Source organism: Skermanella aerolata KACC 11604 (assembly GCF_000936425.1).
In the GTDB taxonomy this organism is placed as follows: Bacteria; Pseudomonadota; Alphaproteobacteria; order Azospirillales; family Azospirillaceae; genus Skermanella; species Skermanella aerolata.
On sequence record NZ_AVFK01000002.1, the window covers coordinates 346,851 to 372,030 of the forward strand.

Annotated in this window: 19 protein-coding genes; 13 read left to right on the forward strand and 6 right to left on the reverse strand. The window is 64.9% G+C overall.

The window, feature by feature from the left end:
* The first annotated feature begins 14 nt into the window (after nucleotides 1-14).
* The 8 genes from N826_RS04615 to N826_RS04650 all read left to right on the forward strand — a co-directional run bounded on the left by N826_RS04615 (nucleotide 15) and on the right by N826_RS04650 (nucleotide 8,226).
* Nucleotides 15-1,184, forward strand: coding sequence for an aminotransferase (locus N826_RS04615; protein WP_244619424.1), 1,170 nt, complete (start codon nucleotides 15-17; stop codon nucleotides 1,182-1,184).
* A gap of 8 nt (nucleotides 1,185-1,192) precedes the next feature.
* Entirely contained in the window at nucleotides 1,193-2,242 is a 1,050-nt protein-coding gene (gene speB / locus N826_RS04620) for an agmatinase (protein WP_044426200.1), read from the forward strand.
* 33 nt (nucleotides 2,243-2,275) lie between these two features.
* Nucleotides 2,276-3,382: an ABC transporter substrate-binding protein gene (locus N826_RS04625; protein ID WP_044426201.1), complete on the forward strand. Its 1,107-nt coding sequence runs from the start codon at nucleotides 2,276-2,278 to the stop codon at nucleotides 3,380-3,382.
* Between the two features lie 79 nt (nucleotides 3,383-3,461).
* Nucleotides 3,462-4,502, forward strand: a complete 1,041-nt coding sequence (locus N826_RS04630; RefSeq protein WP_044426202.1) for an ABC transporter ATP-binding protein — start codon at nucleotides 3,462-3,464, stop codon at nucleotides 4,500-4,502.
* Nucleotides 4,499-5,353 (forward strand): ABC transporter permease, encoded by an 855-nt coding sequence (locus N826_RS04635; protein WP_044426203.1) that lies wholly within the window; start codon nucleotides 4,499-4,501, stop codon nucleotides 5,351-5,353. Before N826_RS04630 ends, N826_RS04635 begins: the two co-directional genes overlap by 4 nt.
* Entirely contained in the window at nucleotides 5,350-6,150 is an 801-nt protein-coding gene (locus tag N826_RS04640) for an ABC transporter permease (RefSeq protein WP_044426204.1), read from the forward strand. The genes N826_RS04635 and N826_RS04640 overlap by 4 nt, the downstream gene beginning before the upstream one ends.
* A complete protein-coding gene (locus N826_RS04645; protein ID WP_211099206.1) occupies nucleotides 6,147-6,968 on the forward strand; it encodes a carbon-nitrogen hydrolase family protein in 822 nt (273 codons plus the stop codon). Before N826_RS04640 ends, N826_RS04645 begins: the two co-directional genes overlap by 4 nt.
* Before the next feature lie 19 nt (nucleotides 6,969-6,987).
* On the forward strand, nucleotides 6,988-8,226 hold the full coding sequence (locus tag N826_RS04650) for a PQQ-dependent sugar dehydrogenase (RefSeq protein ID WP_084720476.1): 1,239 nt from the start codon (nucleotides 6,988-6,990) through the stop codon (nucleotides 8,224-8,226).
* A gap of 17 nt (nucleotides 8,227-8,243) precedes the next feature.
* Here N826_RS04650 and N826_RS04655 read toward each other — a convergent pair whose 3' ends face one another.
* On the reverse strand, nucleotides 8,244-8,663 hold the full coding sequence (locus N826_RS04655) for a hypothetical protein (protein ID WP_044426206.1): 420 nt from the start codon (nucleotides 8,661-8,663) through the stop codon (nucleotides 8,244-8,246).
* Nucleotides 8,664-8,858: 195 nt separating this feature from the next.
* On the opposite strand from N826_RS04655, the gene N826_RS04660 reads away from it, so the two are divergent.
* From N826_RS04660 to N826_RS04670, 3 genes are all read left to right on the forward strand, one after another.
* Nucleotides 8,859-9,704, forward strand: coding sequence for a PfkB family carbohydrate kinase (locus N826_RS04660; RefSeq protein WP_044426207.1), 846 nt, complete (start codon nucleotides 8,859-8,861; stop codon nucleotides 9,702-9,704).
* A gap of 387 nt (nucleotides 9,705-10,091) precedes the next feature.
* The gene (locus tag N826_RS04665; protein WP_084720506.1) at nucleotides 10,092-11,528 is read left to right on the forward strand and encodes a DEAD/DEAH box helicase; all 1,437 of its coding nucleotides are present in this window, start codon (nucleotides 10,092-10,094) and stop codon (nucleotides 11,526-11,528) included.
* Between the two features lie 42 nt (nucleotides 11,529-11,570).
* On the forward strand, nucleotides 11,571-13,184 hold the full coding sequence (locus tag N826_RS04670) for a peptide chain release factor 3 (RefSeq protein WP_044426208.1): 1,614 nt from the start codon (nucleotides 11,571-11,573) through the stop codon (nucleotides 13,182-13,184).
* 33 nt (nucleotides 13,185-13,217) lie between these two features.
* Here the strand turns inward: N826_RS04670 and N826_RS04675 are convergent, their stop codons facing one another.
* Nucleotides 13,218-14,096, reverse strand: a complete 879-nt coding sequence (locus N826_RS04675) for a helix-turn-helix domain-containing protein (protein WP_044426209.1) — start codon at nucleotides 14,094-14,096, stop codon at nucleotides 13,218-13,220.
* A gap of 196 nt (nucleotides 14,097-14,292) precedes the next feature.
* Here N826_RS04675 and pobA point away from each other — a divergent pair, with 196 nt between their 5' ends.
* Both pobA and N826_RS04685 read left to right on the forward strand, forming a co-directional pair.
* A complete protein-coding gene (gene pobA, locus N826_RS04680) occupies nucleotides 14,293-15,468 on the forward strand; it encodes a 4-hydroxybenzoate 3-monooxygenase (protein WP_044426210.1) in 1,176 nt (391 codons plus the stop codon).
* Nucleotides 15,469-15,516: 48 nt separating this feature from the next.
* Entirely contained in the window at nucleotides 15,517-16,887 is a 1,371-nt protein-coding gene (locus N826_RS04685) for an MFS transporter (protein WP_044426211.1), read from the forward strand.
* Between the two features lie 10 nt (nucleotides 16,888-16,897).
* Here N826_RS04685 and N826_RS04690 read toward each other — a convergent pair whose 3' ends face one another.
* The 4 genes from N826_RS04690 to N826_RS04705 all read right to left on the reverse strand — a co-directional run bounded on the left by N826_RS04690 (nucleotide 16,898) and on the right by N826_RS04705 (nucleotide 25,134).
* On the reverse strand, nucleotides 16,898-18,109 hold the full coding sequence (locus N826_RS04690) for a diguanylate cyclase (RefSeq protein ID WP_244619423.1): 1,212 nt from the start codon (nucleotides 18,107-18,109) through the stop codon (nucleotides 16,898-16,900).
* Nucleotides 18,110-18,208: 99 nt separating this feature from the next.
* The gene (locus N826_RS04695) at nucleotides 18,209-19,174 is read right to left on the reverse strand and encodes a transglutaminase family protein (RefSeq protein WP_244619422.1); all 966 of its coding nucleotides are present in this window, start codon (nucleotides 19,172-19,174) and stop codon (nucleotides 18,209-18,211) included.
* Between the two features lie 25 nt (nucleotides 19,175-19,199).
* Nucleotides 19,200-21,809, reverse strand: coding sequence for a circularly permuted type 2 ATP-grasp protein (locus N826_RS04700; RefSeq protein ID WP_244619421.1), 2,610 nt, complete (start codon nucleotides 21,807-21,809; stop codon nucleotides 19,200-19,202).
* Nucleotides 21,802-25,134: a transglutaminase family protein gene (locus tag N826_RS04705; protein WP_044426213.1), complete on the reverse strand. Its 3,333-nt coding sequence runs from the start codon at nucleotides 25,132-25,134 to the stop codon at nucleotides 21,802-21,804. Before N826_RS04705 ends, N826_RS04700 begins: the two co-directional genes overlap by 8 nt.
* Between the last annotated feature and the right edge of the window lie 46 nt (nucleotides 25,135-25,180).

Genomic DNA, 25,180 nt, shown 5'->3' on the forward strand with positions numbered 1-25,180 from the left:
TCTGGAGGTTTCTGGTGATACCCGTCAACCCTCATCTGCTCGCGACATCGAGCCCGCCGATCCCCGAGGCGCAGGCCTGGGCGACCCGCTACAAGGGCGATCTTGGCCCGCTGGTCGATCTGGCGCAGGCCGTTCCCGGTTACCCGCCGCATCCCGATATCCTGGAAGCGCTGGCGAGTGCGGCGGCGTCTCCGCTGATGGCGCGATACGGTGCGATCCTGGGTGACGCGGACCTTCGCGACGCATATGCGGCGCATGTCTCGGCGACATTCGGTTGCCGGATAGCATCCGGTGAAGTCGCGGTCACGTCGGGCTGCAATCAGGCGTTCTTCATCGCGGCCATGGCGCTGGCGAAGGCTGGCGACGCGATCCTGCTACCGAGCCCCTGGTACTTCAATCACAAGATGACGCTGGACATGCTCGGGATCGAGGCGCGGGCGGTCCCGGCGCTGGCCGAGGATGGCTTCATCCCCGATCCGGACCACATCGCGGCGGCCATCGACGGTCGGGTGCGCGCGGTCGTCCTGATCAGCCCGAACAACCCGACCGGCGCCGTCTATCCGCCGGAAACGGTTCGGGCGATCTTCAAGGTCTGCCACGAGCGCCGCGTGGCGCTGATCCTGGACGAGACGTACCGCGACTTCCTGTCCGATGCCGGCGCCAAGCCCCATGGCTTGTTCGACGAGCCGGACTGGCGGGAAACGCTGGTCGAGCTTTACAGCTTCTCCAAATCCTTCTGCGTCCCCGGTCACCGGCTCGGCGCCGTAATCGCGGGCGAAGACTTCCTGGGCGAATTCGCCAAGGTGATGGACTGCCTCCAGATCTGCGCGCCGCGCGCCGGGCAGCATGCGCTGGCTGCCACTCTGGAGCCGATGGTGGCGTGGCGGGAGGAGAACCGGCGGGAGATCGTCGCGCGGGCGGACGGTTTCCGCGCTGCCGTCGCCCAACTGGAAGGTTGGAAGCTGGACGCCATCGGCGCCTATTTCGCCTTCCTGCGCCACCCGTTCGACGCACCTGCCGCTACGGTCGCCGAGGCCCTGGCGGTTGAGCGCGGCGTGCTCTGCCTGCCCGGCAGCTATTTCGGACCCGGCAACGAGCGCCATCTGCGCATCGCTTTCGCCAATGCGGACAGGGCTGCGATCGAGACGCTGCCCGACCGGTTCCGCGGACTCATCATGAGGTAAAGCCATCCATGGATAAGGACGAACTGCAACGCCTGCGGGACAAGTACGGATCGCTCGGCGGCGGCGACATCTTCGATCCGGAATTCCGCAAGGTCGCGGACACCATCTTCTCCAACGGAACCCGGCTGGCTCCCTATGCCGGCATGCCGACCTTCCTGACGGCTCCCCATCGGCCGATCGATCCCGAGAACCCAGATTTCGGCGACCTTCAAGTCGCTATCCTCGGCGTTCCGATGGATCTGGGCGTCACCAACCGCAACGGCTCCCGGTTCGGCCCGCGCGCTCTGCGTACCATCGAGCGAATCGGTCCCTACAACCACGTGCTGAAGACGGCCCCGGTGTCGGACCTGCGGGTCGCCGATATCGGCGACGTGCCGTTCCGCAGCCGGTTCAGCCTGGACCTCTCGCACGAGGATATCGAGGCGCACATCGCCCGCATCCGCGACGCCGGCGTTGCCCCGCTGTCGGTCGGGGGCGATCACTCGATCTCGCTGCCGATCCTGAAAGCCCTGGGCAAGGACCGGCCGGTTGGGATGATCCACATCGACGCCCATTGCGACACCAGCGGCGGCTTCGACCGGACCAAGTTCCACCACGGCGGCCCATTTCGGGAAGCGGTACTCGAAGGCGTGCTCGATCCGAAGCGCACGATCCAGATCGGCATCCGTGGCCCGGCTGAATACCTGTGGGAGTTCTCCTACGACAGCGGCATGACCGTGGTTCATGCGGAGGAACTGACGGGCCTCGGCATCCCGGCCGTGATCGAGCGCGCCCGTGCCGTGGTCGGCGATGGCCCGACTTACGTTTCCTTCGACATCGACAGCCTCGACCCCGCCTTCGCGCCGGGCACCGGCACGCCTGAGATCGGTGGGCTGACCACGCGCGAGGCTCTGGAACTCCTGCGCGGACTGAAGGGGTTGAACATCGTCGGCGGCGACGTGGTCGAGGTGGCTCCTCAGTACGACGCCAGCACCAACACGGCCCAGGCGGGCGCCCAGATGCTGTTCGAGATCCTCAGCCTGATGGTCTTCAGCCCGTTGATCGGCAACAAGCAATAAAAACGCAAAAAGACAGAACAGGAAGGTGAAACGATGACCGATAATGCCAAGACCGGTATTGGAAAGACGGCAGTCACCCGGCGCACGGTTCTGGCAGGTGCCGCCGTCGGGACAGCACTGCTCTCGATGCCGTCGATCGTCAGGGCACAGGACAAGTCGCTGAAGGTCGGCGTCTACGGCGGATACTTCCAGGAGTCCTTCGACCAGCACATCTTCCCGGATTTCACCGCCGCCACCGGCATCGAAGTCCAGTCAATCTCCGAGCCTACGGGTGAGGCGTGGCTGGTTCAGCTTTCCCAGGCGGCCAAGGCGAAGCAGGCTCCGGCCGACGTGTCGATGATGTCCCAGGTCGCCATGCTCAAGGGGCAGGCAATCGACCTGTGGCAACCGCTCGACCCGGCCAAGATCCCCAACGTCAAGAACCTGCTGCCGCAGTTCGTCAACAAGTACCCGGACGGACGGATCGCCGGCATCGGTGCGGTGTCGTGGTACATCACGCTGGTCACCAACACCGACGTCTATCCGGAGGCACCGACCTCCTGGACCGCCCTGTGGGACCCCGCCAACAAGGACAAGCTGGGCCTGCTGGCGCTGGTGTCTAACTCCTTCCTGCTGGAAGTCACGGCCAAGACCTTCTTCGGCGGTGCCAACAAGCTCGACACCGAGGACGGCATCCTCGAAGTCATGCAGAAGCTGGCCGAGCTGAAGCCCAATGTCCGGTTGTGGTACAGGGACGAGGCGCAGTTCGAGCAGGCGTTGAAGTCGGGCGAGATCCCGATGGGCCAGTACTATCACGACGTCACTGGCCTCGCCGCCGCCGACGGCAACCCCGTCCGCTCGACCTTCCCCAAGGAAGGCGGCATCCTCGACAGCGGCTGCTGGGCGATCTCCAGCGCTTCGACCAAGTCGGCGGAAGCCCACGTCTTCATCGACTACATGTCGCAGCCGAAGATCCAGGCGACCCTGTCGCGCAACGTCGGCACAGCGCCGACGGTCGCACGCTCAGTCACCGACCTGACGGACGACGAGTTCGCGTCGGTGTCGTCCGACATCGCGCCGATCATCCCGCGCTACGACCTGTATCAGACCAAGTCCGACTGGTTGAACCAGAAGTGGACCGAACTGATCGTCGCCGGCTGACACCTGTCCGTGCCGCCGCTCCCCGATCCCCAGGCGTCGGGGAGCGGCGTACCGATTTCCCGATCCAGTTGGAGGCCCGATGTCCGGCCTTGTCCTTGAGGGCATTTCCAAACGCTTCAACAACGTCGCGGCGGTCGATCACGTCGATCTGTCCGTCCCCAACGGCACCTTCGTCTGCATGCTGGGACCATCCGGTTGCGGCAAGACGACACTACTGCGGACGATCGCCGGCCTTGAGGAACCGACCTCTGGCCGCATCCTGATCGATGGCAAGGACATCACGAAGCTCCCAGCGCATCAGCGCGACTTCGGCATGGTCTTCCAGTCGCTGGCCCTGTTCCCGCACCTCAACGTCGGCGAGAACGTGGCATATCCGCTCCGCATCCGAGGCGTCGGCAAGGCCGATCAGGTCAAGCGGGCGGAGGAGTTGCTGGCGCTGGTGGATCTCGGCGGCTTTGCCGGCCGTCCGGTTTCGAAACTGTCCGGCGGCCAACGCCAGCGCGTCGCCATCGCCCGCGCCCTGGCGCTGTCGCCCAAGCTATTCCTGCTGGACGAGCCGCTGTCAGCCCTGGACGCCAAGCTGCGGGAGGCCATGCAGGTCGAGTTGCGGAAGCTTCAGCAACGTCTGGGCATCACCACCATCGTCGTGACCCATGACCAGCGCGAGGCCATGACCATGGCCGATCTGGTCGTCGTCATGGGCAACGGGCGCATTCAGCAGGCAGCCTCTCCGGTCGAAATCTACCGCAAGCCGGTCAACAGCTTCGTCGCCGATTTCATCGGCTCGACCAACCTGCTGCCGGTACGGCAAGCCATGGACGGGCAGGGGGTGTCGGCGCCGGGAGGGACGATTCCGGGAGTGGCGCTCGGTGCGGGACGCGATCAGGCCACCCTGTCGGTCAGGCCGGAGGACGTCCATCTGGTCCCCGCCGACCAAGCGCCGCTGACCGGGCGCATCAGCTTCATCCGCGACCTGGGAGCCAGCATCGAAACCTTCGTGGATGCCGGCGGCACCCAGATCGTCGCGGTGACCTCGCCGCGCGAGCGCGCGGCTTTTCAGGTGGGCGACACCGTCGGGTTGAGGCTCGACCCCGAAGCCTGCCGGGTCCTGTCATCGTGAGGCCGGAGCCGCCCCGGCGGATCGCCGACTACTCGCCGCTGGCCTTCCCGGCCGTCATGCTGACGGTGTTCTTCGTGGTGCCGTTCGGCATCATGGTCATGGTCAGCTTCTTCCGCCGCCAGCAAGGCGGTTTCTACACGCCCGACTTCGTGCTGGAGAGCTACGCCCGCTTCCTCTCCACCTTCTTCGGCGGCGTCCTCAGCTTCTCGCTCGGGCTGGCGGCCTGCGTCGCCTTGATCTGCGTGATAGTCGGGTTCCCCTTCACTTATGAACTGGCGCGCGCCAAACGCTGGGTTCAAGTGAGCTGGCTGGTGGCCTTGCTGTCGGTGCTGTCGCTGTCCGAAGTCATCATCGGCTTCGCGTGGTCCACGCTGCTGTCGCGCACCGCCGGCATTTCCAACCTGCTGGTCTGGCTCGGCATGATGGACAAGCCGGTTGCGCTGACGCCCAACTTCGGCGCCGTCCTGACCGGCATGGTCTATCAGGCTTTCCCCTATACCGTGCTGGTGCTGTACCCGGCGATGGCGCGACTGGACCCGACCTTGATGGAGGCGGCGCGGACACTGGGCTCACATCCGCTGAAGGCGTTCCTGACCGTCGTGGTCCCGGCGCTACGCAACACCATCGTCGCGACCTTCATCATGGTCTTCGTCTTCGCGCTGGGATCGTATCTGCTGCCGCAACTGCTCGGCCGCCCGCAGCACTGGACACTGTCCGTGCTGATCACGGATCAGGCGGTTTATCAGTCGAACATGCCGTTCGCGGCGGCCATGGCGGTGTTCCTGGTCCTGGTAACGCTGTCGCTGGTCGGGTTGGCGCTTCTGGTCGGACGAAAGGACGCCGCGACATGACCGGTACCCTGTTCCGCCGCGTTCTGTTCGGGCTGGTGGCTCTGTTCATGGCGGCTCCCCTGATCGTCATCGCGGGTGTCTCCGTCAATGCCCAACGGACGCTGGTGTTTCCGCCGGTCGGATTTTCGATGCGCTGGTACGGCTCGGTCTTTACCGATGCCGCATGGCGCGGTTCCTTGACGGCATCGGTGGTGGTGGCGACGCTGGCCGCGGCCTTGGCGGTCTGCATCGCCTTCCCGCTGTCGTGGTTCCTGTGGCGGCGGCACGCGCCCTGGGCGCGAGTGTTCCAGATGCTCGGAACAGCGCCGTTCGTGCTGCCTCCCGTCATCACCGCACTGGGGTTCCTGGCGTTCTGGACCACGGTGGGAGCTTACGGGCAGCCGTGGACCGTCGTGGTTGCGCACGGCATCTTCTTCGTCACCCTGCCGCTGGTGACATTGTCGCTGGGTTTCGCGTCGATCGACCGCTCGCTGGTCGAAGCGGCATCGACCATGGGAGCCGACGACAGGACGATCCTCCGCACCATCGTCCTGCCATTGATCCGGCCCTACCTGATCTCCGGCTTCGCCTTCGCGTTCGTGCTGTCGCTCAACGAGTACATCGTCGCCTATATGGCTGTCGGCTTCACGCTGGAAACGCTGCCGATCAAGATCTTCAACTCGCTCCGCTACGGCTACACGCCGACCATGGCGGCGGTCAGCATCCTGTTCGTCGCCGTGGCGGCATTGATCTTCGGTCTGATCGCCCGGTTTGGCGACCTGCCGAAGCTGCTCGGCGCCTGGAGTTCGAAAGATTGACCCCGGAAAACAAACCCTTCCGCCTTGCCCTGCTTCAGATGGAAGCGGTTGGCGGCGATATCGAAGCGAACCTTCGTGCCATCCAGGCCGCGGCTGTTGAAGCCGTCGGCGCCGGAGCGGCGTGCCTGCTGGCGCCCGAGTTGGCGCTTACCGGCTACGGGGCAGGGGAGACCATTCGAGCGACGGCGGAACCCGCCGACGGCAAGCACGTCGAGCGCCTGCAAACCATCGTTGCTGAAACCGGCATCGCCATCGTCGCGGGCTTTGCCGAGGCCGCCGACGGCGTCGTGTACAACAGCGCGGTCGCCGTGACGCCGGACGGCGGACGACACGTCTATCGCAAGATGCACCTATACGGTGACTACGAGAAGTCGCTGTTCCACCCCGGCGACACCGCTCCGCCGGTCTTCCGGATCGGCGGTCTCAAGGCTGGCATGGTGATCTGCTACGACGTCGAGTTCCCGGAAATGGTGCGGCATTTGGCTACCAGCGGCGCCGACCTCGTGCTGGTGCCGACCGCCCTGCCGGTTTGCGACCATGCCGCTTTCATCGCGCGGTCGATCGTCCCGGTCCGCGCTTTCGAAAACCAGGTGTTCGTGGCCTATGCCAACCATGCCGGCCGCGACGACGCCTTCACCTATGCGGGTCTTTCCGGCATCGCCGCTCCGGACGGCTCCGATCTGGCCCGTGCATCCGAAACGGCCGCGGGAGTGTTGATTGCGGATATCGATCCGGCGGCGTTCGCCGTCATCCGCGCATCGAACCCTTATCTGACCGACAGGCGGCTCGGCTTCTCCGCTGCCCCTGGACGAACCTGAGAAAGACGGAAGTCACGCCATGACCTCGACCGCATCGCCTCAGCCGACCGTTCCTCCGCTGCCGAAGCCCTATGAAACGCCCTCGGCGCTCAACTTCTCGACCGTGGTAGGCTGGCCGGGGGGCATGAAGCCTTCGGCGCCGGACGGTTTCGAAGTGACTGCCTATGCCACGGGTCTGGACTACCCGCGCTGGTTCCACGTGCTGCCCAACGGCGACGTCCTGGTTTCCGAAGCACGGACCCAGCTCAAGCCGACCCACAACCCCAACTCTCCCGCCGTTCAGGGCGACATGCGGTCGCGCGCACTCGGCCAGAGCGCCAACCGCATCACCCTGCTGCGCGATGCCGACGGCGACGGCGTGCCGGAAATCCGCGAAACTTTTCTCATCGGCCTTAATCAGCCGTTCGGCATGGCTCTGCTCGGCGACACCCTCTACGTCGCCAACACCGACGGCGTCTTCACCTTCCCCTATGCCGAGGGTCAGACCCGGATCGAGGCCCAGGGCCGCAAGATCCTCGACCTGCCGGCCGGTGGCTATAACAACCACTGGACCCGCAACATCCGCGTCGGCCCCGATGGCACGAAGCTCTACGTCACTGTCGGCTCGGCCAGCAATGTCGCCGAATACGGCATCGAGGAGGAGGAGCGCCGCGCCGCGATCCTGGAGATCAACCCTGACGGCAGCGGCGAACGTCTGTTCGCCTCAGGCCTCCGAAACCCCGTCGGCCTCGACTGGGAACCGGAGACCGGCGCCATGTGGACGGCGGTCAACGAGCGGGACGAACTGGGCGACGAGTTGGTCCCCGACTACATCACCAGCGTCCGCGACGGCGGCTTCTATGGCTGGCCCTATGCCTATTTCGGCTCGATCGAAGATCCGCGCCTTGCCGGCAAGCGGCCGGATCTGGTCGAGAAATCGATCGTTCCCGATCTGGCGGTCGGCTCGCACACGGCGTCGCTCGGCCTGATGTTCTATCGCGGCGCCAAGTTCCCGGAACGCTACCGGGGCGGCGCCTTCATCGGCCAGCACGGCTCCTGGAACCGCGCCGACCTGTCGGGCTATAAGGTGCTGTTCGTCCCATTCGCCGGCGGTCGGCCCAGCGGCCCGGCAGAGGACTTCCTGAGCGGCTTCGTCGCCGAGCAGTCGAAAAGCGAAGTCTACGGCCGCCCTTGCGGCATCACCGAACTGCCGGATGGCTCGATCCTGGTGGCGGACGACGCCGCCGATACGGTCTGGCGGGTGGCGTATAAGGGCTGATGTAGTCGGCCCTGCGGTCAGGCGTGCCGGACGTTATCGGCACCCGTCTCCACTGCGAAGTCCAGTTGCAGGTTGACCAGATCGATCCGCCGCTCATCGGGATCGCTTTCCTCCAGCAGGAACGGGCCGAAATCGGCCTGTTCCGTGCGCGCGATCAGCACCACTCCCGCCGGCAGCACGATCACCTGCCACATCACCTCCTCCTGCTCCCGACTGGCGGTGATCGGGTCGATGCCGCTGGCGCCATGGGCAGCCATGCGGGAGAACGCGACCATTCCAGCCGCGTCCCTCATCACCAGCCGGTAGGCTGGATGCCCGGACAATGCCGTCTTGCCCATCTGGGGCGGAAGGTCCAGGGTGGCGATGATCCTCGGCCCGAAGGGCGTATCACGCAAGCAACCGTCGATCAGGACAGCCGGCGCGCCCAGGTCCCTCATGATGGACCGGCAATGGGTCAGAAGGGGCCGCCAGAGTGGCGGTGGATTGGAAATGCGTACAGGAATACACTGCGCCATCCTTCCCAATTGGTGACCCACCTTTCGAAAGTCGAGTGAAGTCGTCCGGCGCCGGCCGGAACACCGATCATCACCCGGCCAAGCCCTCCCGTGAACAGTTTTCTCGAGTCCTTTGTCATGGTCAAAATTCAGATCGTCGCCCGTATCAACTTCGACATCGTCGTCAGGCTCGATGGTCCCGTCAGCAATGGCGCCCAGCTGAAAGGCCGATTCCAGCCGGGACGCCTGGGGGGAGGCGGCGCCAATACCGGGGTGGCGCTCTGTCTCGCCGGGCACGACGTCAGCCTGTTCGCCGAAGTCGGCGGCGACCCCACGGGTGACGACATGCTTTCGCAACTCGCCGGCTTCGGCGCCGACACGTCGCGCGTGCGCCGGCTTGACGAGCCGTCGCCGCCTGTCATGGTGCTGCTCGACCCGGACGGAGAGCGCACCATCATCCGGGGAACGGCGCAGGCTTCCGACGCTCCACCTCTTCCCGACGCGGACGAGCCAGCCGATGCGCTCTATATAAAGACTTACGGTACGGCAGTGGCCGGCCTGATGCGGGCACGTCTCGACCGCTGCCTCGTCGTGTCCCACGCGCCGCCCCCAGGGACCGGCGACTGGCCTGCCCATGTCCTTGTCAACTCGGCGGCGCATATGAGCGAGCGGGAACTTGCCGATCCCCTGGCCTATGCCCAGGGCCTTGCCGGTGACGCGCTGCGGTGGATGGTCGTGACCGATGGTGCCCGAGGAGCCACCGCCTACGGCCCAACCGGTGTCGTCAACGTTTCCGCCGTGCCGGCCGACGTGGTGGACAGCACGGGTGCTGGGGATGTTTTCATCGCGGGCCTGATCCATGGCCTGCTTGGCGGCAGGCCGATCCAGGATGCGTTGAGCGTGGGAGCTCTCTGGGCGTCGAAGGCGGTCGGTTCGCCGACCTCGATCCCACCGCGAGCTTTGGGCAACTTGGCGGGTTCATGACAGGGTCTATTCTGGTGGTAATACCGCCGGCACTGGCCTTCGGGGTATGCCAGCTTGTCGCGGGCGCGGATTTACTGGAAATCATCTCTGGTAATTTCTGACGGAGATGCTATTTAAGCCCTTGTTGAGTGGCTTGGGCCCCCGACGGTCGGCATGGTGCCGTATCCGCATTTCGGCCCCTCGTGCCTTGCGGATATTGTATTGCGGACCTTCGGACGCGACTTTCGCCCGATTGACCCGCTCGCTCATTTTCCGAAAGCAGCCGCTCGTTACGCGCGACGTTCATCATCGGTCCTTCCGGTGAGAGCGTTGCCTTTGTCTTGTCCCAAAGTGGCGGCCGCGTGCCCCGCTTTAGGGAAACACGTACCGAGGATGACCTTTTTGACCATGACTTTCGCTGAACTCGACCTGCACCCGACCCTTCTCCAGGCCGTTGAAGCCTCTGGCTACAATGAGCCGACTCCGATCCAGGAAAAAGCTATTCCCCTGGCGCTGGCTGGTCGGGATCTGGTTGCGTCGGCCAATACCGGAACTGGCAAGACCGCGGCCTTCGTGCTGCCGGCTCTGCAAAAACTGAAGACCCCGCGCACACCCGGCAATTTCGGGCCGCGCGTCCTTATCCTGTCCCCTACCCGCGAACTGGCGACCCAGATCCTGGACGCCGTCCGCAAATATTCCAAGTTCGACCGCGTCCAGACCGGCGTGATCCTGGGCGGCATGCCGTACCGTGAACAGCTTCGCATGCTGGAGCGTCGTGTCGACCTGATCGTCGCCACGCCGGGCCGCCTGATCGACCACCTGGAGCGCGGCCGCGTCAACCTCAGCGGCCTCGAGCTGCTGGTGCTGGACGAAGCCGACCGCATGCTGGACATGGGCTTCATCGAGCCGGTCGAGCAGATCGCCGCCGCCTGCCCGCCGACCCGCCAGACGCTGATGTTCACCGCCACCTGCGACGGCCCGATGGAGCGCCTTGCCGCCCGTCTGCTGAAGAACCCGGAGCGGATCGACATCGCCGGCAAGCAGGTCAGCCTGGACACCATCGACCAGCGCCTGCTTCGCGCCGACGATCTCGGCCACAAGCATCGCCTGCTCGATCACCTCGTCTCGACCGATGCCGAAGGCAAGACCATCGTTTTCGCCGCCACCAAGCGCGATGCCGACCGTCTGGCCGAGGAGCTGTGCGCCAAGGGCCATGCCGCCGGCGCTCTTCATGGCGACATGAAGCAGCACCAGCGTAACCGTACGATCGATGACCTGCGTCGCGGCCGTATCCGGCTGCTGATCGCCACCGACGTGGCAGCGCGCGGCATCGACATCTCCGACATCACCCAGGTCATCAACTTCGACCTGCCGAAGATCGCGGAAGATTACCTGCACCGTATCGGCCGCACCGGCCGGGCCGGCGCAACCGGCACCGCCTACTCGTTCTTTACCCGGAACGACTGGAAGCAGGTCAAGGCGATCGAGAACTACATCGGCAAGGCGCTGACCAACCACACCATCGCCGGCCTCGAGCCGTCCGAGCGTCCGCGCGGCGCCTCCGCTCCCGGCGGTTATGCCAAGCGTCCGTACCGTGGTGGCGGGCAGGGTGCTCCCGGTGGCCGTCCCGGCGGCTTTGGCGGCGGTCCCCGTCGTCCGGATGCCGAGCGCAGCGGTGACCGGCCCCACACCGAGCATCGTCATGCCGACGGCCGTCCTGCCGAGCATCGCGGCGGCGGCGACCGTCCGCACGGCGAGCGCGGTGGTTTCAATCCGGCCCGTCGGGACCGTGATCGTGACCGTTCGACGGGCGGCGGCCGCCGGGGTTATTCCTCGGCCAGCTAAGGCCTGAAGGTTTAAGTTGGGAGACGACAGGCGGAGGATCGCATGAGTGATCTGCAAGAAGCCGTCTCCCGGCGCCGGACCTTCGCGATTATCGCGCACCCGGACGCCGGGAAGACGACACTGACCGAAAAGCTGCTTCTGTTCGGTGGTGCCATCCAGCTCGCGGGTGCTGTGAAGGCGCGTGGCGAGCAGCGGCGCGCCCGGTCGGACTGGATGAAGGTCGAACGCGAACGCGGCATCTCGGTGACCGCGTCTGTGATGAACTTCGACTATGCCGACCGGACCTTCAACCTTGTGGACACTCCAGGCCACGAAGACTTTTCCGAAGACACCTATCGCACGCTGACAGCCGTCGACAGCGCCGTCATGGTGATCGATGCCGCCAAGGGTATCGAGAGCCAGACGCGGAAGCTGTTCGAGGTCTGCCGTCTGCGCGACGTGCCGATCATCACGTTCGTCAACAAGATGGACCGCGAAGCCCGCGATCCGTTCGAGTTGATCAGCGAGATTGAGGACACGCTTGCCATCGACGTGACGCCGGCAAGCTGGCCGATCGGCTCCGGTCGTGGCTTCCTCGGCTGCTACGATCTGCTCAAGGACCAGCTTGTCCTGATGGACAAGACCCAAGGCGACGTGGCGAGCGAAGGCATCAAGTGCGAAGGCCTGGATGATCCCCGGCTGGACGAGCTTCTGCCCGCCCATGCCGTCGCGACCCTCCGCGAGGAGGTAGAGATGGCGCGCGGGCTGTGTCCGGAGTTCGATCTTGAATCCTACCGAGCCGGTCACCTGACTCCGGTCTTCTTCGGCAGCGCCATCAACAATTTCGGCGTGCAGGAACTGCTGCGCGGTCTTGGTGAGCTGGCTCCTCCCCCGCGTCCGCAGCCGGCCGATGGCCGGCTGGTCGAGCCGGACGAGGCCAAGGTCACCGGCTTCGTGTTCAAGGTCCAGGCCAACATGGACCCGAACCACCGCGACCGCATCGCGTTCTTCCGCCTGTGCTCGGGTCATTTCCGGCGCGGCGTCAAGCTGAAGCATATGCGGTCGGGCAAGCAGCTTGCCGTCAACAATGCAGTGCTGTTCCTGGCGCGCGACCGCGAATTGGCGGAAGACGCGTGGCCGGGCGACATCATCGGCATTCCGAACCACGGCAGCCTGCGGATCGGCGACACGCTGACCGAGGGCGAGGACCTGCGGTTCACCGGCGTGCCGAGCTTCGCGCCCGAATTGTTGCAGCGCGTGCGGCTGGATGATCCCATGAAGGTCAAGCATCTGCGGAAGGCGCTGGAGCATTTCGCGGAGGAGGGGGCCAGTCAGGTCTTCAAGCCGATGCTCGGTTCCGACTGGCTGGTCGGTGTCGTCGGCCAGCTTCAGTTCGAAGTGCTGGCGGCGCGGATCGAGGCCGAATACGGCATTGCCGCCCGGTTCGAAACGGCGTCCGTCGATGCGGCGCGCTGGATCGAGTGTGACGACCCGCTGGAGATGAAGCGGTTCGTCGACAGCAACCGGGCCAACCTTGCCGAGGACCACGACGGCGCGCTGGTCTTCCTGTCGCGCAACACGTGGCACATGAACCGCACCCAGGAAGACTTCCCCAAGGTGCAGTTCCTGAAGACGCGAGAGCAGAACCGCATCGTTCAGCAGGCCGCCGCACAGTAAAGGCAGTCTGCGTAACGGCGTTCTGCCGGCACCTTACGAATTTCGCCGCAGCCGCTCGCGCTGGCTGCGGCGAAATTCGGACGGCGCGGTCTTTGCCGCCCGGACGAAGAACCGGGTGAAGTACGAGGGATCGGAGAAGCCCAGGGCATACCCGACCTCGGCCACCGACATGGACGTGTAGACCAGGGCGCGCCTCGCTTCCAAAGCCAAGCGGTCGTGGATCACCGTCAGCGCCGACTTGCCCAAAACGGTCCGGCAGACCCGGTTGAGCTGGGTCGTCGTCATGCCAAGCTCCCGCGCATAACGGTCGAGCGGGCGCTGCTCCCGAAACCCCGTCTCCACCAATTGCCTGAAACGCCGGACATGCGTCTCCGCCTTGCTTTGCAAGGAGACGCCGCCTTGACGCTCGATCAGCAGGCGCCGCGCCAGCCAAACCAGCAACAATTCAAGACAGGCCTGGATCGACAGCAGCCGTCCCGGCCTGATATCGCTGAACTCGTCTGCGATACGGCTGAACAGCGCTTCGACGTCCTGATCTACGGCATCCACGACATGGGGCTTGTCCAGGTGAAGTGTCAGGTCGGGCGCATGAGCCGTCAGCCGCTCGATCAGGACGTCGGGCATCGTCAGCACCCAGCCATCAACGCCGGTAAAGGCGAAGCCGTGGACCGTGATGGACGGGATCGCCAGTAAGCACGGCGTCGGCGGCTCCAGATCGTTGCCGTCCAGCGTCATCCGCACCGTGCCGCATCTAAGAAAGAAGAGCTGGAACAGGTTGGCATGCCGGTGCGGGCTTATCAGGCCAGCGTGAAGGGTGCTGCGGGCGGCAATGGTTTCGCAGTGCAAGATGTCGAGCTCGGGCGCCGCGCTGTCTTCGCCATACAGTTCATATGTCGGTATCTCGCCGGTCATCCAGTCCCGCTTCCGCTCAGCCCTGATTGTTCGCATAGCGAACATTTACCAATGTTCGAAAAATGCCAGGACTAGACGGATCTGTCCATTCACGGTTCGTCTTAAGCCGCTATCCTGACGTCAATTTTCCGGGGTAGCCGCTGACGCAATGCGCAGCCGCCCTGTTGTAAGCAAAAACATCGTGGAGGAAAGGCTGATGCACACCCAGGTCGGCATCGTCGGAGCGGGACCGGCAGGTCTCTTGCTGTCTCATCTTCTGCATCTCGAAGGCATCTCTTCCGTCGTTCTGGAAACACGGACCCGCGAACAGATCGAGTCCACGATCCGCGCCGGTGTTCTTGAGCAGGGGACTGTCGACCTCTTGACCGAGATCGGTGTAGGCGAGCGGATGAAGCGGGAAGGCTTCGTCCATACCGGTGTCGAACTGCGTTTCGATGGGCAGGGGCACCGCATCGACCTCAGCGACCTGACGGGAGGCAAGGCGATCACCGTCTACGCCCAGCACGAAGTCATCAAGGATCTGGTCAAGGCAAGGTTGGAGACCGGCGGAGAGATCCTGTTCGGCGTCAGCGACGTCAGTCTGCACGGCATCGACGGTGACAGCCCGAAGATCCGGTTCATCCAGGACGGCGAGCAGCGTGAGATTGCCTGCGACTTCGTCGCCGGCTGCGACGGTTCGCAGAGCATGTGCCGCTCGAACATCCCTGAAGACAAGAGAAGCCAGTATTCCCGCATCTACCCGTTTGGCTGGTTCGGCATCCTGGTCGAAGCGCCGCCGTCCTCGGAAGAACTGATCTACGCCCACCACGAGCGCGGCTTCTCCCTGGTCAGCACCCGCTCCGCCGATGTCCAGCGGCTCTACTTCCAGTGCGATCCCAAGGATAGCGTCGATAACTGGTCCGACGACCGCATCTGGGCGGAGCTTCACGCTCGGCTCGACACGGCGGAAGGATCGCAGCTCAACGAGGGGCGCATCTTCCAGAAGGGCATCATCGGCATGCGCAGCTTCGTGTTCGAGCCGATGCAGTACGGCAGGCTGTTCCTCGCTGGCGACGCCGCCCATGTCGTGCCGCCGACCGGTGCAAAGGGGCTGAACCTCGCCGTCGGCGACGTTGTCGTGCTGAGCCGGGGGATTGCCGGCTTCTACAAATCGGGCAGCCGCGACCGGCTCGACGCCTACTCGCACATCGCGCTGAAGCGGGTATGGCGGGCGGAGCATTTCTCCTGGTGGATGACGTCCATGCTGCACCGCTTCCCCGACCAGGATGCATTCCAGAACCGGCTTCAGGTATCGGAGTTGAACAACGTCGTGAACTCGCGGGCGGCGGCCACGATGCTTGCCGAGAACTACGTGGGCATGCCGATCGGGTGAGCCGACGGCGGTTATGAGAAACAACGACAATATAAATGGGGGAAACCGATGCCGCCGGAACGCAGTGTCGACGTTCAAGACTTTCTCAACGACAATCCGTTTTCGCCTTACCAGTGGCTGACCTTCGCCCTGTGTTTCTTCATCGTCCTGCTCGACGGCTTCGACACGGCGGCTATCGGCTATATAGCGCCCTCGCTGATAACGGAATGGGGCGTGCAGCGCCCGGCGCTGGCGCCCGTGCTGAGCGCCGCCCTGTTCGGCCTGGCATTCGGCGCCTTGTCCTCCGGTCCTATGGCCGACCGCTTCGGTCGCAAGACGGTGCTGGTCGGCTCCGTCTTTGTGATGGGAGCCGCGTGTTTGTCCTCCGCCTTCTCGGCTGAGCTGGACCATCTCGTCATCTGGCGTTTCGTCACCGGACTGGGATTGGGCGCCGCGATGCCCAACGCCGTCACCCTGATGAGCGAGTATTGTCCCGACGGCAAGCGCGCGATGCTGACCAACGCGATGTTCTGCGGCTTTCCGCTAGGCGCCGCGTTCGGCGGCTTCCTGGCGGCCTGGATGATCCCGATTTGGGGCTGGCGCAGCGTGCTGATACTGGGTGGCGTCGCTCCGCTGATCCTGACGGTTCTGCTGATCGTTCTACTCCCGGAATCGGTCCGCTATATGGTCGCCAAGAACGCGCCGGTTGAGCGCATCCGCGCCGTGCTCCGCCGCATCTCGGCATCTGCCGCTAACGCGACTTCCTTCGTCATGAGCGAAAAGGCGACGATGGCGCAGCCGGTGGGCAAGAGCGGCATCGGCGTCGTGCTCTCAAGGTCTTATGCGGTCGGTTCGGTGATGCTGTGGATCACCTACTTCATGGGGCTGGTGATCTTCTATGCGCTGATCAATTGGATGCCGATCCTGTTCCGGGATGCAGGATTGGAGCAGCACAACGCGGCGCTGATCTCGGCCCTGTTTCCTCTGGGCGGTGTCGGTGCCATCCTGTTCGGCTGGCTGATGGACCGCTTCAACGCCAACAAGATCATCGCCACCGGCTTCGTGCTGACGGCATTCGCCATCTATGCCATCGGTCAGGTGGCAGGCAACCTTGGCTTGCTGGTGGTGGTCGTGTTCGTCGGCGGCACCCTGATGAACACCGCGCAGTCGTCGCTGCCGGCCCTCGCCGCCGGTTTCTATCCGACCAATGGGCGAGCGACGGGGGTCGCCTGGATGCTGGGCCTGGGGCGCTTCGGCGGCATTGCCGGGTCGTTCCTGGTGGCCGAGCTTTCCCGCCGGCAAATGACCTTCAGCGAGATCTTCACGATCCTGGCCATACCGGGCCTGATTGCGGCGGCTGCGTTGATGATCAAGCAGTTCGCCCATCCGGAGGAGAAAACGTCAGGTGTCGCCGTCCGGCAGCAGTCGCTGGGGCACTGACTGCTGCTTCTCAGGCCGTCTCGAGCTCTCTCGCTTCGAGGATCTCCGGCATCGCTTCCTCGCCGGCACAGATGCAGTCCTTGCCGGACTGCTTGGCGGTATACATCCGGTGGTCGGCGATCTCGACAAGCTGGGTGGAGCTTTCCGGCGCTTCGGCGATGCATTCGGCGATACCGATGCTGGCCGTCTGCGGATTGCCGTCCGGCCGGACTCCCAGCCCTTCGGAGCGAAGACGGCGGATGGCCGTCAGCGCTCCGGGGGTGTCAGTATCCGGCATCACGACCAGGAACTCCTCTCCGCCCCAGCGGATCACCAGATCGCCCTGGCGCAGCCCGCTCAGCAGGGACTGGGCGGCATTGCGGAGGACGCGGTCGCCTTCGTCGTGGCCGAAGCGGTCGTTGACCTTCTTGAAGTCGTCCAGATCGACGAAAACCAGGGAGAGCGGGCGCTTGTTGCGGCGGGCGTTGCCGAACTGGAGGTTCAGCATCTCCTCGCCGATCCGGCGGGCATAGGTGCCGGTCAGCTTGTCATGCGACGACTGGTTAACCAAAGCCATCAGGAAGTGGAGCTGGCTCATGGCCGCAAGCGTGGCGACCGACGACAGCAGGAGGAGCAGCCACATCGCCCCCAGGTAGGAATTGAACGGGAAAATGGCCGACCCGTAAACTCCGGCCAGGAGATGGGCCAGAACCAGCGGCGATGCGAAGAGCACCCCTTCCAGCGCCGTGATGGGGAAGACGCTGAGGCCGGCGCACATGACGAAGGGGAGGAAAGCGTAGCCCGCCGCGATCGCGGCGGCCGGGCTGTCAGGGTCGAACTGGTTGACCATGGGATGCGATGCGACAAAGAACATCACCGGGACGGCGAGCAGCCATCCCAGCGCCTTCCACGCATGCCAGATGCCTTCCCCGCCTCGATACCAGACCGCCAAGGCTCCGAAGGCGGCGCTGGCCACGATCCGGAGGGCCGCGAGATATCCCCATTGCGGCCACGTGAACAGATACATGTCGATGACGATCCAGAGCGGCGTCAGGATCGAGAAGACACCAGCGACCAGTCGCGCACGCGAAACGATCAGCGCGGCGCGACGACGCTGGATCAGCGACGAGTGCTGGAACGGCTGGATAAGGTCGTGGACCTGGCTGAGCGACAAGTCACCGTCGATATTCGCCAACGTTCTGTCGGCCAGCCCCATCGCAATTTTTGAGATCCTGTCCTTCACGCCTTCTCCCGCAAGGCTTTTAAAATTCACGGGAGATTATAATAAAAATAATCCTACTTTGGTAGGGGTATCATTATTCGAAGGGTTTAGTTGGATAGCTCAATCATCTATAGGTTCAACATCGACCTGGACGTTCAGCGTATGCCCCCAGCCGCCGAGAATTATCCCTCGGACCGGGCTCACATCATCGTAATCACGGCCCCAGGCCAGCGTTATGTAGTCGGCATCAACGGGCTTGTCGTTGGTCGGATCGAGGTCGATCCACCCGGCCTCGTCGCCGCACCAGACGGAAAACCAGGCATGCGACATATCAGCGCCCACCAGCCTGGGCCGTCCCGGAGGCGGATGCGTACGGAGGTAACCGCTGACATAGCGTGCGGGCAATCCTACGGAACGCAGGCAGCCGACCCCAAGATGGGCGAAATCCTGACAGACGCCGCGCCGATGGGCCAGCACCTCGGTCAGCGGGGTCGCCACCGTCGTCGCGGTCGAGTCGAAGGTGAAGTCGGTAAAGATGCGGCGCATCAGGTCCAGCGCCGCGTCCGCCGCCGGCCTTCCTTCCTTGAAGGAGGGAGCCGCGTATTCTGCCAATGCCGGCGATGCGCGGACCATCACGCTGTCGAACAGGAACTGGCTGGCGTCGATCGCGTCCGGCGTCTCCGGATCGGCGGCCAGCTTGCATACGGTCTCCCATGAAGGCGTTTCCGTCGGATCGAGCGGAGCCGGCGGCTTCACTTCAAGCTCGATGCGTGACTCGATGACCAGCGTCCGGTGGGGTTCCTGAACCGCGAAGTAGGCTTCCGGATTACCGAAATAATCCTGCCACTCGTTGCGGATCGACGGCTCGGGCGAGACCGACAGCACGGCACTGGTGCAGACCTGACGGGGGTTGTCGCGCGGGAGCAGATGGACGATGTGCTGGGAGACGGACACACCCTCTCCGTACTCGTAGCGCGTCGTGTGACGGGTACGATAGCGTAATGGTCCGGTCGGTTCCGGGCCTTGCTCCGGCACTTGCTCCGGCACGGGTTCCGGTTCGTCCGGCACCGGAGCGGCTGGCGTCACGGCAACCGGTTCCGGTGCGGCGGGTTCAGGCGGAGCGGGAGAAGGCATGGCTGAAATAGGCATGGGCCAGCAGGTTCGAGATTTCAGGCAGCCGGTCGGCGAGCCTGTTGAGCGCGCTCCGGAGGGCGAACCGGTCGCGGATGATGTCGGGTTCGCGCAGCACTTCCCGAGCCTCGTCCACAAGGCGGATAGCCGCCGCCGTGGGACTGTGCTGGGACTTGGAGTCGATCATCGGTGGACGGGGCAGGGCGGCGAGATGCCGGGACAGGTGCGAGAGCTGGTAGGCAAGCGCGCGGGGATTGGTCTCGTCGCATAGCAGCAGGTACAGCACGGGCGTCCGCTGGGCGGTGGTATAGAAACGCTCGCGGTATGTCATGAAGCTCTCGCCCAGTTCCAGCAGGACCTCGTGAACCGCCGGATCGTCGCCCGCGCCGTCGGCGATGCGCGTTCCGCGCATCAGCGTCACGCAGTTGATCCCGCGTTCCAGCCGCCTGCCGATGTCCAGGAAACGCCATCCGGGACCGCGCGTCATGCTTTCCTGCTCAAGACCCGCCAAGGCGGCCAGTGTCGTTATCAGGTCGTCCAGCCGCAGCAGCATCGCCGTATCGACGCGGGAGCGGGCCGATGCCGGCTCGCACTGGCGGTCGAGCTGCGTGATCACCCGCCACATGTCGAGCGACAGGCGGTCGCGCACGCCGGCGCCGGTCCGGTGCAGGCGCTGCACGTTGGCGCGCAGGCTGTTGGGATGGCTGCCGTCGAACACCGCACCCTGAAGCGCCTGCCGCAAACCGCGGCCCGTTCCGCTTTCCGCAAGGTCGACCAAGTCGCGCGGCACCATGCCGGACCAGTCCATCAGGCGCATCAGCGGCACCAGCTGGTCGTTGGCCCCTGGCCTGGCGCCGTCGGACAGGCGGCTGTAGACGCCGCGCAGGATCCTCAGCACGCTTTCCGACCGCTCGGCGTAGCGTCCCAGCCAGAACAATTGGTCCGCGACGCGCGACGGCAGGTCACCGCTGTGGGGCCTGATCTCGGCCTCGCGCGCCGCGATCGTCCTGGGCTCCATGCTTCGGACTTCCGACGGCACTCCCTGGATGCGCGAGGTCGCGACCCTGTATTCCGATGGACTGCGGCCTAGGACCCAGGTGTCCTTGCTGCCGCCGCCGTGCTGCATCGACACGATCAGCCGGCCCGCCGTGGCGGACATGCGGGTCAATCCGCCGGGCATCACCGTATAGCCGCCATCCGGCTTGGCCGCGAGATATACCCGCATCACCAGCGGGCGCGGCTGGAGCGAGTCGTCGATCCAGGTCGGCACCGTGGACAGGCCGAGCTGCTCCTGCCCGATGAAGTCTCCCGGCCGCTCGTTGATCTTCGCCGTCAGGGCGGCGCGCTCGGCCTTGGTCAGCGATGCGCCGAAAACCGGTTCCACTCCCAGATGGGCGAAGGCGGGCTTGATGACGAGCCGGTCCAGGTGCTCGGTGACATAGGTCCGCTCTTCCTTCTGGCCACACCACCACATGGCGACGCCAGGTATCTTCAATTCCTCGCCCAGCAGGTGACGGCACAGCATGGGCAGGAACGGCTTGAACGAGAGCGACTCGACAAGCCCGCTCCCGAGCGCGTTGGCGACCGTCACGGTACCCGCACGTACCGCCTGGACCAGGCCGGCGACGCCGAGCGAGCTGTCGGTCCGAAGCTCAAGCGGATCGCAATAATCGTCGTCCAGGCGGCGCAGGATGACATGGACCGGATCGAGCCCGCTCAGCGTCTTCAGGAAGACGTGTCGGTCGCGCACCGTCAGGTCGCCACCCTCGACTAGGGTGATGCCGAGATGCCGGGCGAGATAGGCGTGCTCGAAGTAGGTTTCGTTGTAGGGGCCGGGCGTCAGCAGCACGATCCTTGGATCCGGCGTCTTCGCGGGGGCCAGACTGACGAGCATCTCGCGGAGCGAAGTGAAGAAGGGGGCGAGCGCCTGGACGTTGCCGTCCTTGAAGGCATCGGCCAGGATCCTGCTGACGACGGACCGGTTCTCCAGCGCATAGCCGGCGCCGCTCGGCGTCTGCGTTCGGTCGCCCAGCACCCACCAGCGTCCGTCGGGTGACCGGGCGAGGTCGGCGGCGTAGAGATGCAGGTAGACCCCGCCGGTCGGCACGGCGCCGTGCACGGCGCGCTGGAACCCCCTGTCGGAAAACAGCAGCGCCGGTGGCAGGCGGCCGGACCGGACCAGGTCCTGCTTGCCGTAAAGATCGGCCAGAACGGAGTTCAGCAGGCTGGCCCGCTGGACTAGCCCGCATTCTATCTTCTCCCACTCGACCGCGGGAATCAGCAGGGGGATCATGTCGAGCGGCCACGGCCGCTCCATTCCCTGCGGATCGCCATAGATGTTGTAGGTGACGCCGTTCTGGTGGAGGAGGCGGCGCGCCGCCTCCCACCGTTCATGCATCAGCGACGGGTCCAGGGCACCAAGGGCACCCATGAACTTCTGCCAGTGTGGCCGCAGACGGCCACCTCCGGTAACCATCTCGTCGAAGACGGGGCCGGTGCCGTAATACAGCACGCGGCCGTCGCTGGTCGGGGGACCCTGGCCGGCGACGGCTGAACGCTCTTCAGGTTCTGGTGCTTCAGTTTCAGCCAAGGCGTAGGTCTAGGGTCAACGGAAACTCCAGGTTGCGCCGCTCGGGCGGCGTCTCCATATGTCCCGGAGTGTGACCGAATGGGAAGAAGCGGGCAAGTCGCCGTCCCTCGGCCTCATGCGCATTTACCGGGAAAGTTTCATGATTGCGTCCCCCCGGGTGAGCAACATGATATGAACAGCCGCCGACGGACCGTCCCGACCACGTATCCAGGATATCGAACACCAGCGGGCTGTGGACCGGTATGGTCGGATGCAGGCAGGAAGGCGGCTGCCATGCCCTGTACCGCACGCCGGCGACGAATTCCCCTTCAACGCCCGTGGGATGCAGCGGAACGAGGCGCCCGTTGCAAACGACGGAATGACGCGAACCGGTCAGACCGCTAACCTTGACCTGAACCCGCTCGACCGAGCTGTCCACGTATCTTACCGTGCCGCCGCCGCCCGGCTCTTCACCTAGGACGTGCCACGGTTCCAGCGCCTGCCGGATCTCCATCACGATGCCGCGATGTGCCACTTCGCCGCACAGCGCAAAGCGGAAATTGAAGTGGGGGGCGAACCACTCATCCTGGAATGCATAGCCGTGCTCGCGCATGTCGGCCAGCACGTCGGCAAGGTCCTGCTGGACGAAGTGGGGCAGCATGAAGCGGTCGGCCAGCTCGGTGCCCCAGCGCACCAGCTTGTTCTTGTACGGCGTCTTCCAGAACCGGGCGATCATGGCCCGCATCAGGAGTTGCTGCGTCAGGCTCATCTGGGCGTGCGGCGGCATCTCGAACGCCCGGAACTCCACCAGACCCAGCCGGCCGCTGCTGCTGTCCGGCGAATAGAGCTTGTCGATGCAGAATTCCGCCCGGTGCGTGTTGCCCTGCATGTCGGTCAGCAGGTGGCGCAGCACGCGGTCGATCAGCCAGGGCGGACACCAGCCGCTGTCGGCCGCATGGTCGATCTGGTTGAAGGCGATTTCCAGTTCGTAGAGCGAATCGTTGCGCGCCTCGTCGATGCGCGGCGCCTGACTGGTCGGGCCGATGAACAGCCCGGAAAAGATGTAGGACAGCGCCGGGTGGTTCTGCCAGTAGGTAATCAGGCTGCGCAGCAGGTCGGGCCGCCGCAGGAAGGGGCTGTCGTTCGGCGTCGCTCCCCCGACCACCACATGGTTGCCGCCGCCGGTGCCGACATGGCGGCCGTCCAGCATGAACTTTTCGGTACCCAGCCGCGCCAGCCGCGCTTCCTCGTAAAGGGCGAAGTTGTTGCGCACCAATTCGTCCCATGAATGGGACGGATGGATGTTGACCTCGATCACGCCGGGGTCCGGGGTCACCGCCATGCTGTTCAGGCGCGGGTCGCGGGGCGGTGGGTAGCCCTCCATAATGACCGGCATGTTCAGCTCGAGCGCCGTCGCCTCGATCTCGCCGACCAGCGCCAGATAGTCCTCAAGCATGCTCATCGGCGGCATGAAGACGTAGAGCTTGCCGTCGCGCGCCTCGCAGCACATCGCGGTGCGGACGATCCACCAGGCGGACTTGCCCTCTTCCGGGATCTCGGTGCGGACCTCGGCCATGGCCTGATAGGCCTGCCGGCGGAGCGCTTCCGGCTTGGGCGGCTCGACCGTGCGCTGGCGCAGCGGTACCGCGTGCGGCGGCAGCGGACCACGCGTGTCGAACGGGTCCTGTTCCCAGGTGAAGGGATAGTCGCGCATATCGACCCAGGGCAGCGAGCCCAGCGGCAGGCGGTAGCCCAGCGAACTGTCGCCGGGAGCGAGCAGCAGCCGTTCCTGGCGGAGCGGCCATGTGCTGGACAACCAGACCGGACCCTTCTGGTCCATCCGGCGGTTGATCGGCAGGGCGAAGCCAACCGGTTCGTTCAGCCCGCGCTGGAAGACCTTGGCGAGGCGGGCGCGCTCCTCCTTGTCCTCAAGCTTGCTTTCCAGCGGATCGACGTTGACGGGAAGCTGGGATTCCTTGCGCAGGTAGTGCCAGGGGTCCTCATAGGCCGCCAGCACGAGGCTGGGGTCGATCCCGAGCCTTTTCGCCAGCGTCACCAGGAACAGCCCGGCTTCCTGCGTGCCGAATCCGTAATCGACCGTCTCCTTGGCGAGCAGGTCGGAATTCGCCCACAGCGCGTCGCCGTCCTGACGCCAATAGATCGTCAGCGCCCAGCGCGGCAGACTTTCGCCCGGATACCATTTGCCCTGTCCGTAATGGACCAGACCGCCGGGCGCGAAGCGGCGCATCAGCCGGTCCAGCAGGTTGGCGGCATAGGCGCGCTTGGTAGGTCCTACGGCGGCCGTGTTCCACTCCGCGCCTTCGGCGTCGTCGATCGACACGAAGGTCGGCTCGCCGCCCATGGTCAGGCGGACGTCGCCCTCGTTCAGCTCGATATCGATCTTATGGCCCAGCGCCTCGATGGCGCCCCACTGGCTGTCGGTATAGGGCTTAGTGACGCGCGGCGCTTCGTAGATGCGGGTGATCGACATCTCGTGGCCGAACTCGACCTCCGCTTCGTCAACGGCGCCGGTGATCGGCGCGGCGCTCGACGCGTCGGGGGTACAGGCCAGCGGGATATGCCCTTCGCCGGCCAGCAGCCCGGAGGTCGGGTCAAGACCGATCCAGCCGGCGCCGGGCAGGTAGACTTCGGTCCAGGCGTGCAGGTCGGTGAAATCGACCTCGGTGCCGCTGGGACCGTCGATGCTCTTCTGGTCGGCCGTGAGCTGGATCAGGTAGCCGGACACGAAGCGGGCCGCCAGGCCGAGATTCCGCATGATCTGGACCAGCAGCCACGCACTGTCCCTGCACGACCCGGTCCTGAGGGTCAGCGTCTCCTCTGGCGTCTGGATGCCCGGTTCCATCCGGATGACGTAGCCAATGTCCTGCTGGAGTCGCTGGTTGAGCGCCACCACGAAGTTGACCGACTGCATCTTGTCGCGCGACACGCCGGCGACCCATTCCTTGAGCTTGGGACCGACTTCCGTCGTCTCCATGTAGGGGCGCAGTTCCCGCTGAAGCCAGGGCTCGTATTCAAACGGCCACTGCTCCGCGCTGGGCTCCAGGAAGAAGTCGAACGGGTTGATGACCGAGATCTCGGCGACGAGATCGACCTCGATCGACAGGAAGTCGGTCTTCTCCGGGAAGACGAACCGTGCCAGATAGTTGGACTGCGGGTCCTGCTGCCAGTTCAGGAAGTGATGCTTAGGCTCGACCTTCAACGAATAGCTGAGAATAGGCGTCCGGCAGTGGGGGGCAGGGCGTAGCCTGACGATCTGCGGACCCAGTGAAACCAGCCGGTCATATTTGTAGAACGTCTTGTGATTGAGTGCGACGTGGATCGCCATGAATTCGCCTCAGAGGAAATGGGGGCAGGGCGCAGCGTGTAAGCCT

Excerpts from the sequence above, each read along its gene's own strand:
- N826_RS04675 (WP_044426209.1), bottom strand. The coding sequence starts at position 14,096 with ATGACCGGCGAGATACCGACATATGAACTGTATGGCGAAGACAGCGCG.
- N826_RS04660 (WP_044426207.1), top strand. The coding sequence starts at position 8,859 with ATGGTCAAAATTCAGATCGTCGCCCGTATCAACTTCGACATCGTCGTC.
- N826_RS04705 (WP_044426213.1), bottom strand. The coding sequence starts at position 25,134 with ATGGCGATCCACGTCGCACTCAATCACAAGACGTTCTACAAATATGAC.
- speB (WP_044426200.1), top strand. The coding sequence starts at position 1,193 with ATGGATAAGGACGAACTGCAACGCCTGCGGGACAAGTACGGATCGCTC.
- N826_RS04685 (WP_044426211.1), top strand. The coding sequence starts at position 15,517 with ATGCCGCCGGAACGCAGTGTCGACGTTCAAGACTTTCTCAACGACAAT.
- N826_RS04670 (WP_044426208.1), top strand. The coding sequence starts at position 11,571 with ATGAGTGATCTGCAAGAAGCCGTCTCCCGGCGCCGGACCTTCGCGATT.
- N826_RS04650 (WP_084720476.1), top strand. The coding sequence starts at position 6,988 with ATGACCTCGACCGCATCGCCTCAGCCGACCGTTCCTCCGCTGCCGAAG.
- N826_RS04655 (WP_044426206.1), bottom strand. The coding sequence starts at position 8,663 with ATGAGGGACCTGGGCGCGCCGGCTGTCCTGATCGACGGTTGCTTGCGT.
- N826_RS04625 (WP_044426201.1), top strand. The coding sequence starts at position 2,276 with ATGACCGATAATGCCAAGACCGGTATTGGAAAGACGGCAGTCACCCGG.
- pobA (WP_044426210.1), top strand. The coding sequence starts at position 14,293 with ATGCACACCCAGGTCGGCATCGTCGGAGCGGGACCGGCAGGTCTCTTG.
- N826_RS04640 (WP_044426204.1), top strand. The coding sequence starts at position 5,350 with ATGACCGGTACCCTGTTCCGCCGCGTTCTGTTCGGGCTGGTGGCTCTG.
- N826_RS04630 (WP_044426202.1), top strand. The coding sequence starts at position 3,462 with ATGTCCGGCCTTGTCCTTGAGGGCATTTCCAAACGCTTCAACAACGTC.
- N826_RS04665 (WP_084720506.1), top strand. The coding sequence starts at position 10,092 with ATGACTTTCGCTGAACTCGACCTGCACCCGACCCTTCTCCAGGCCGTT.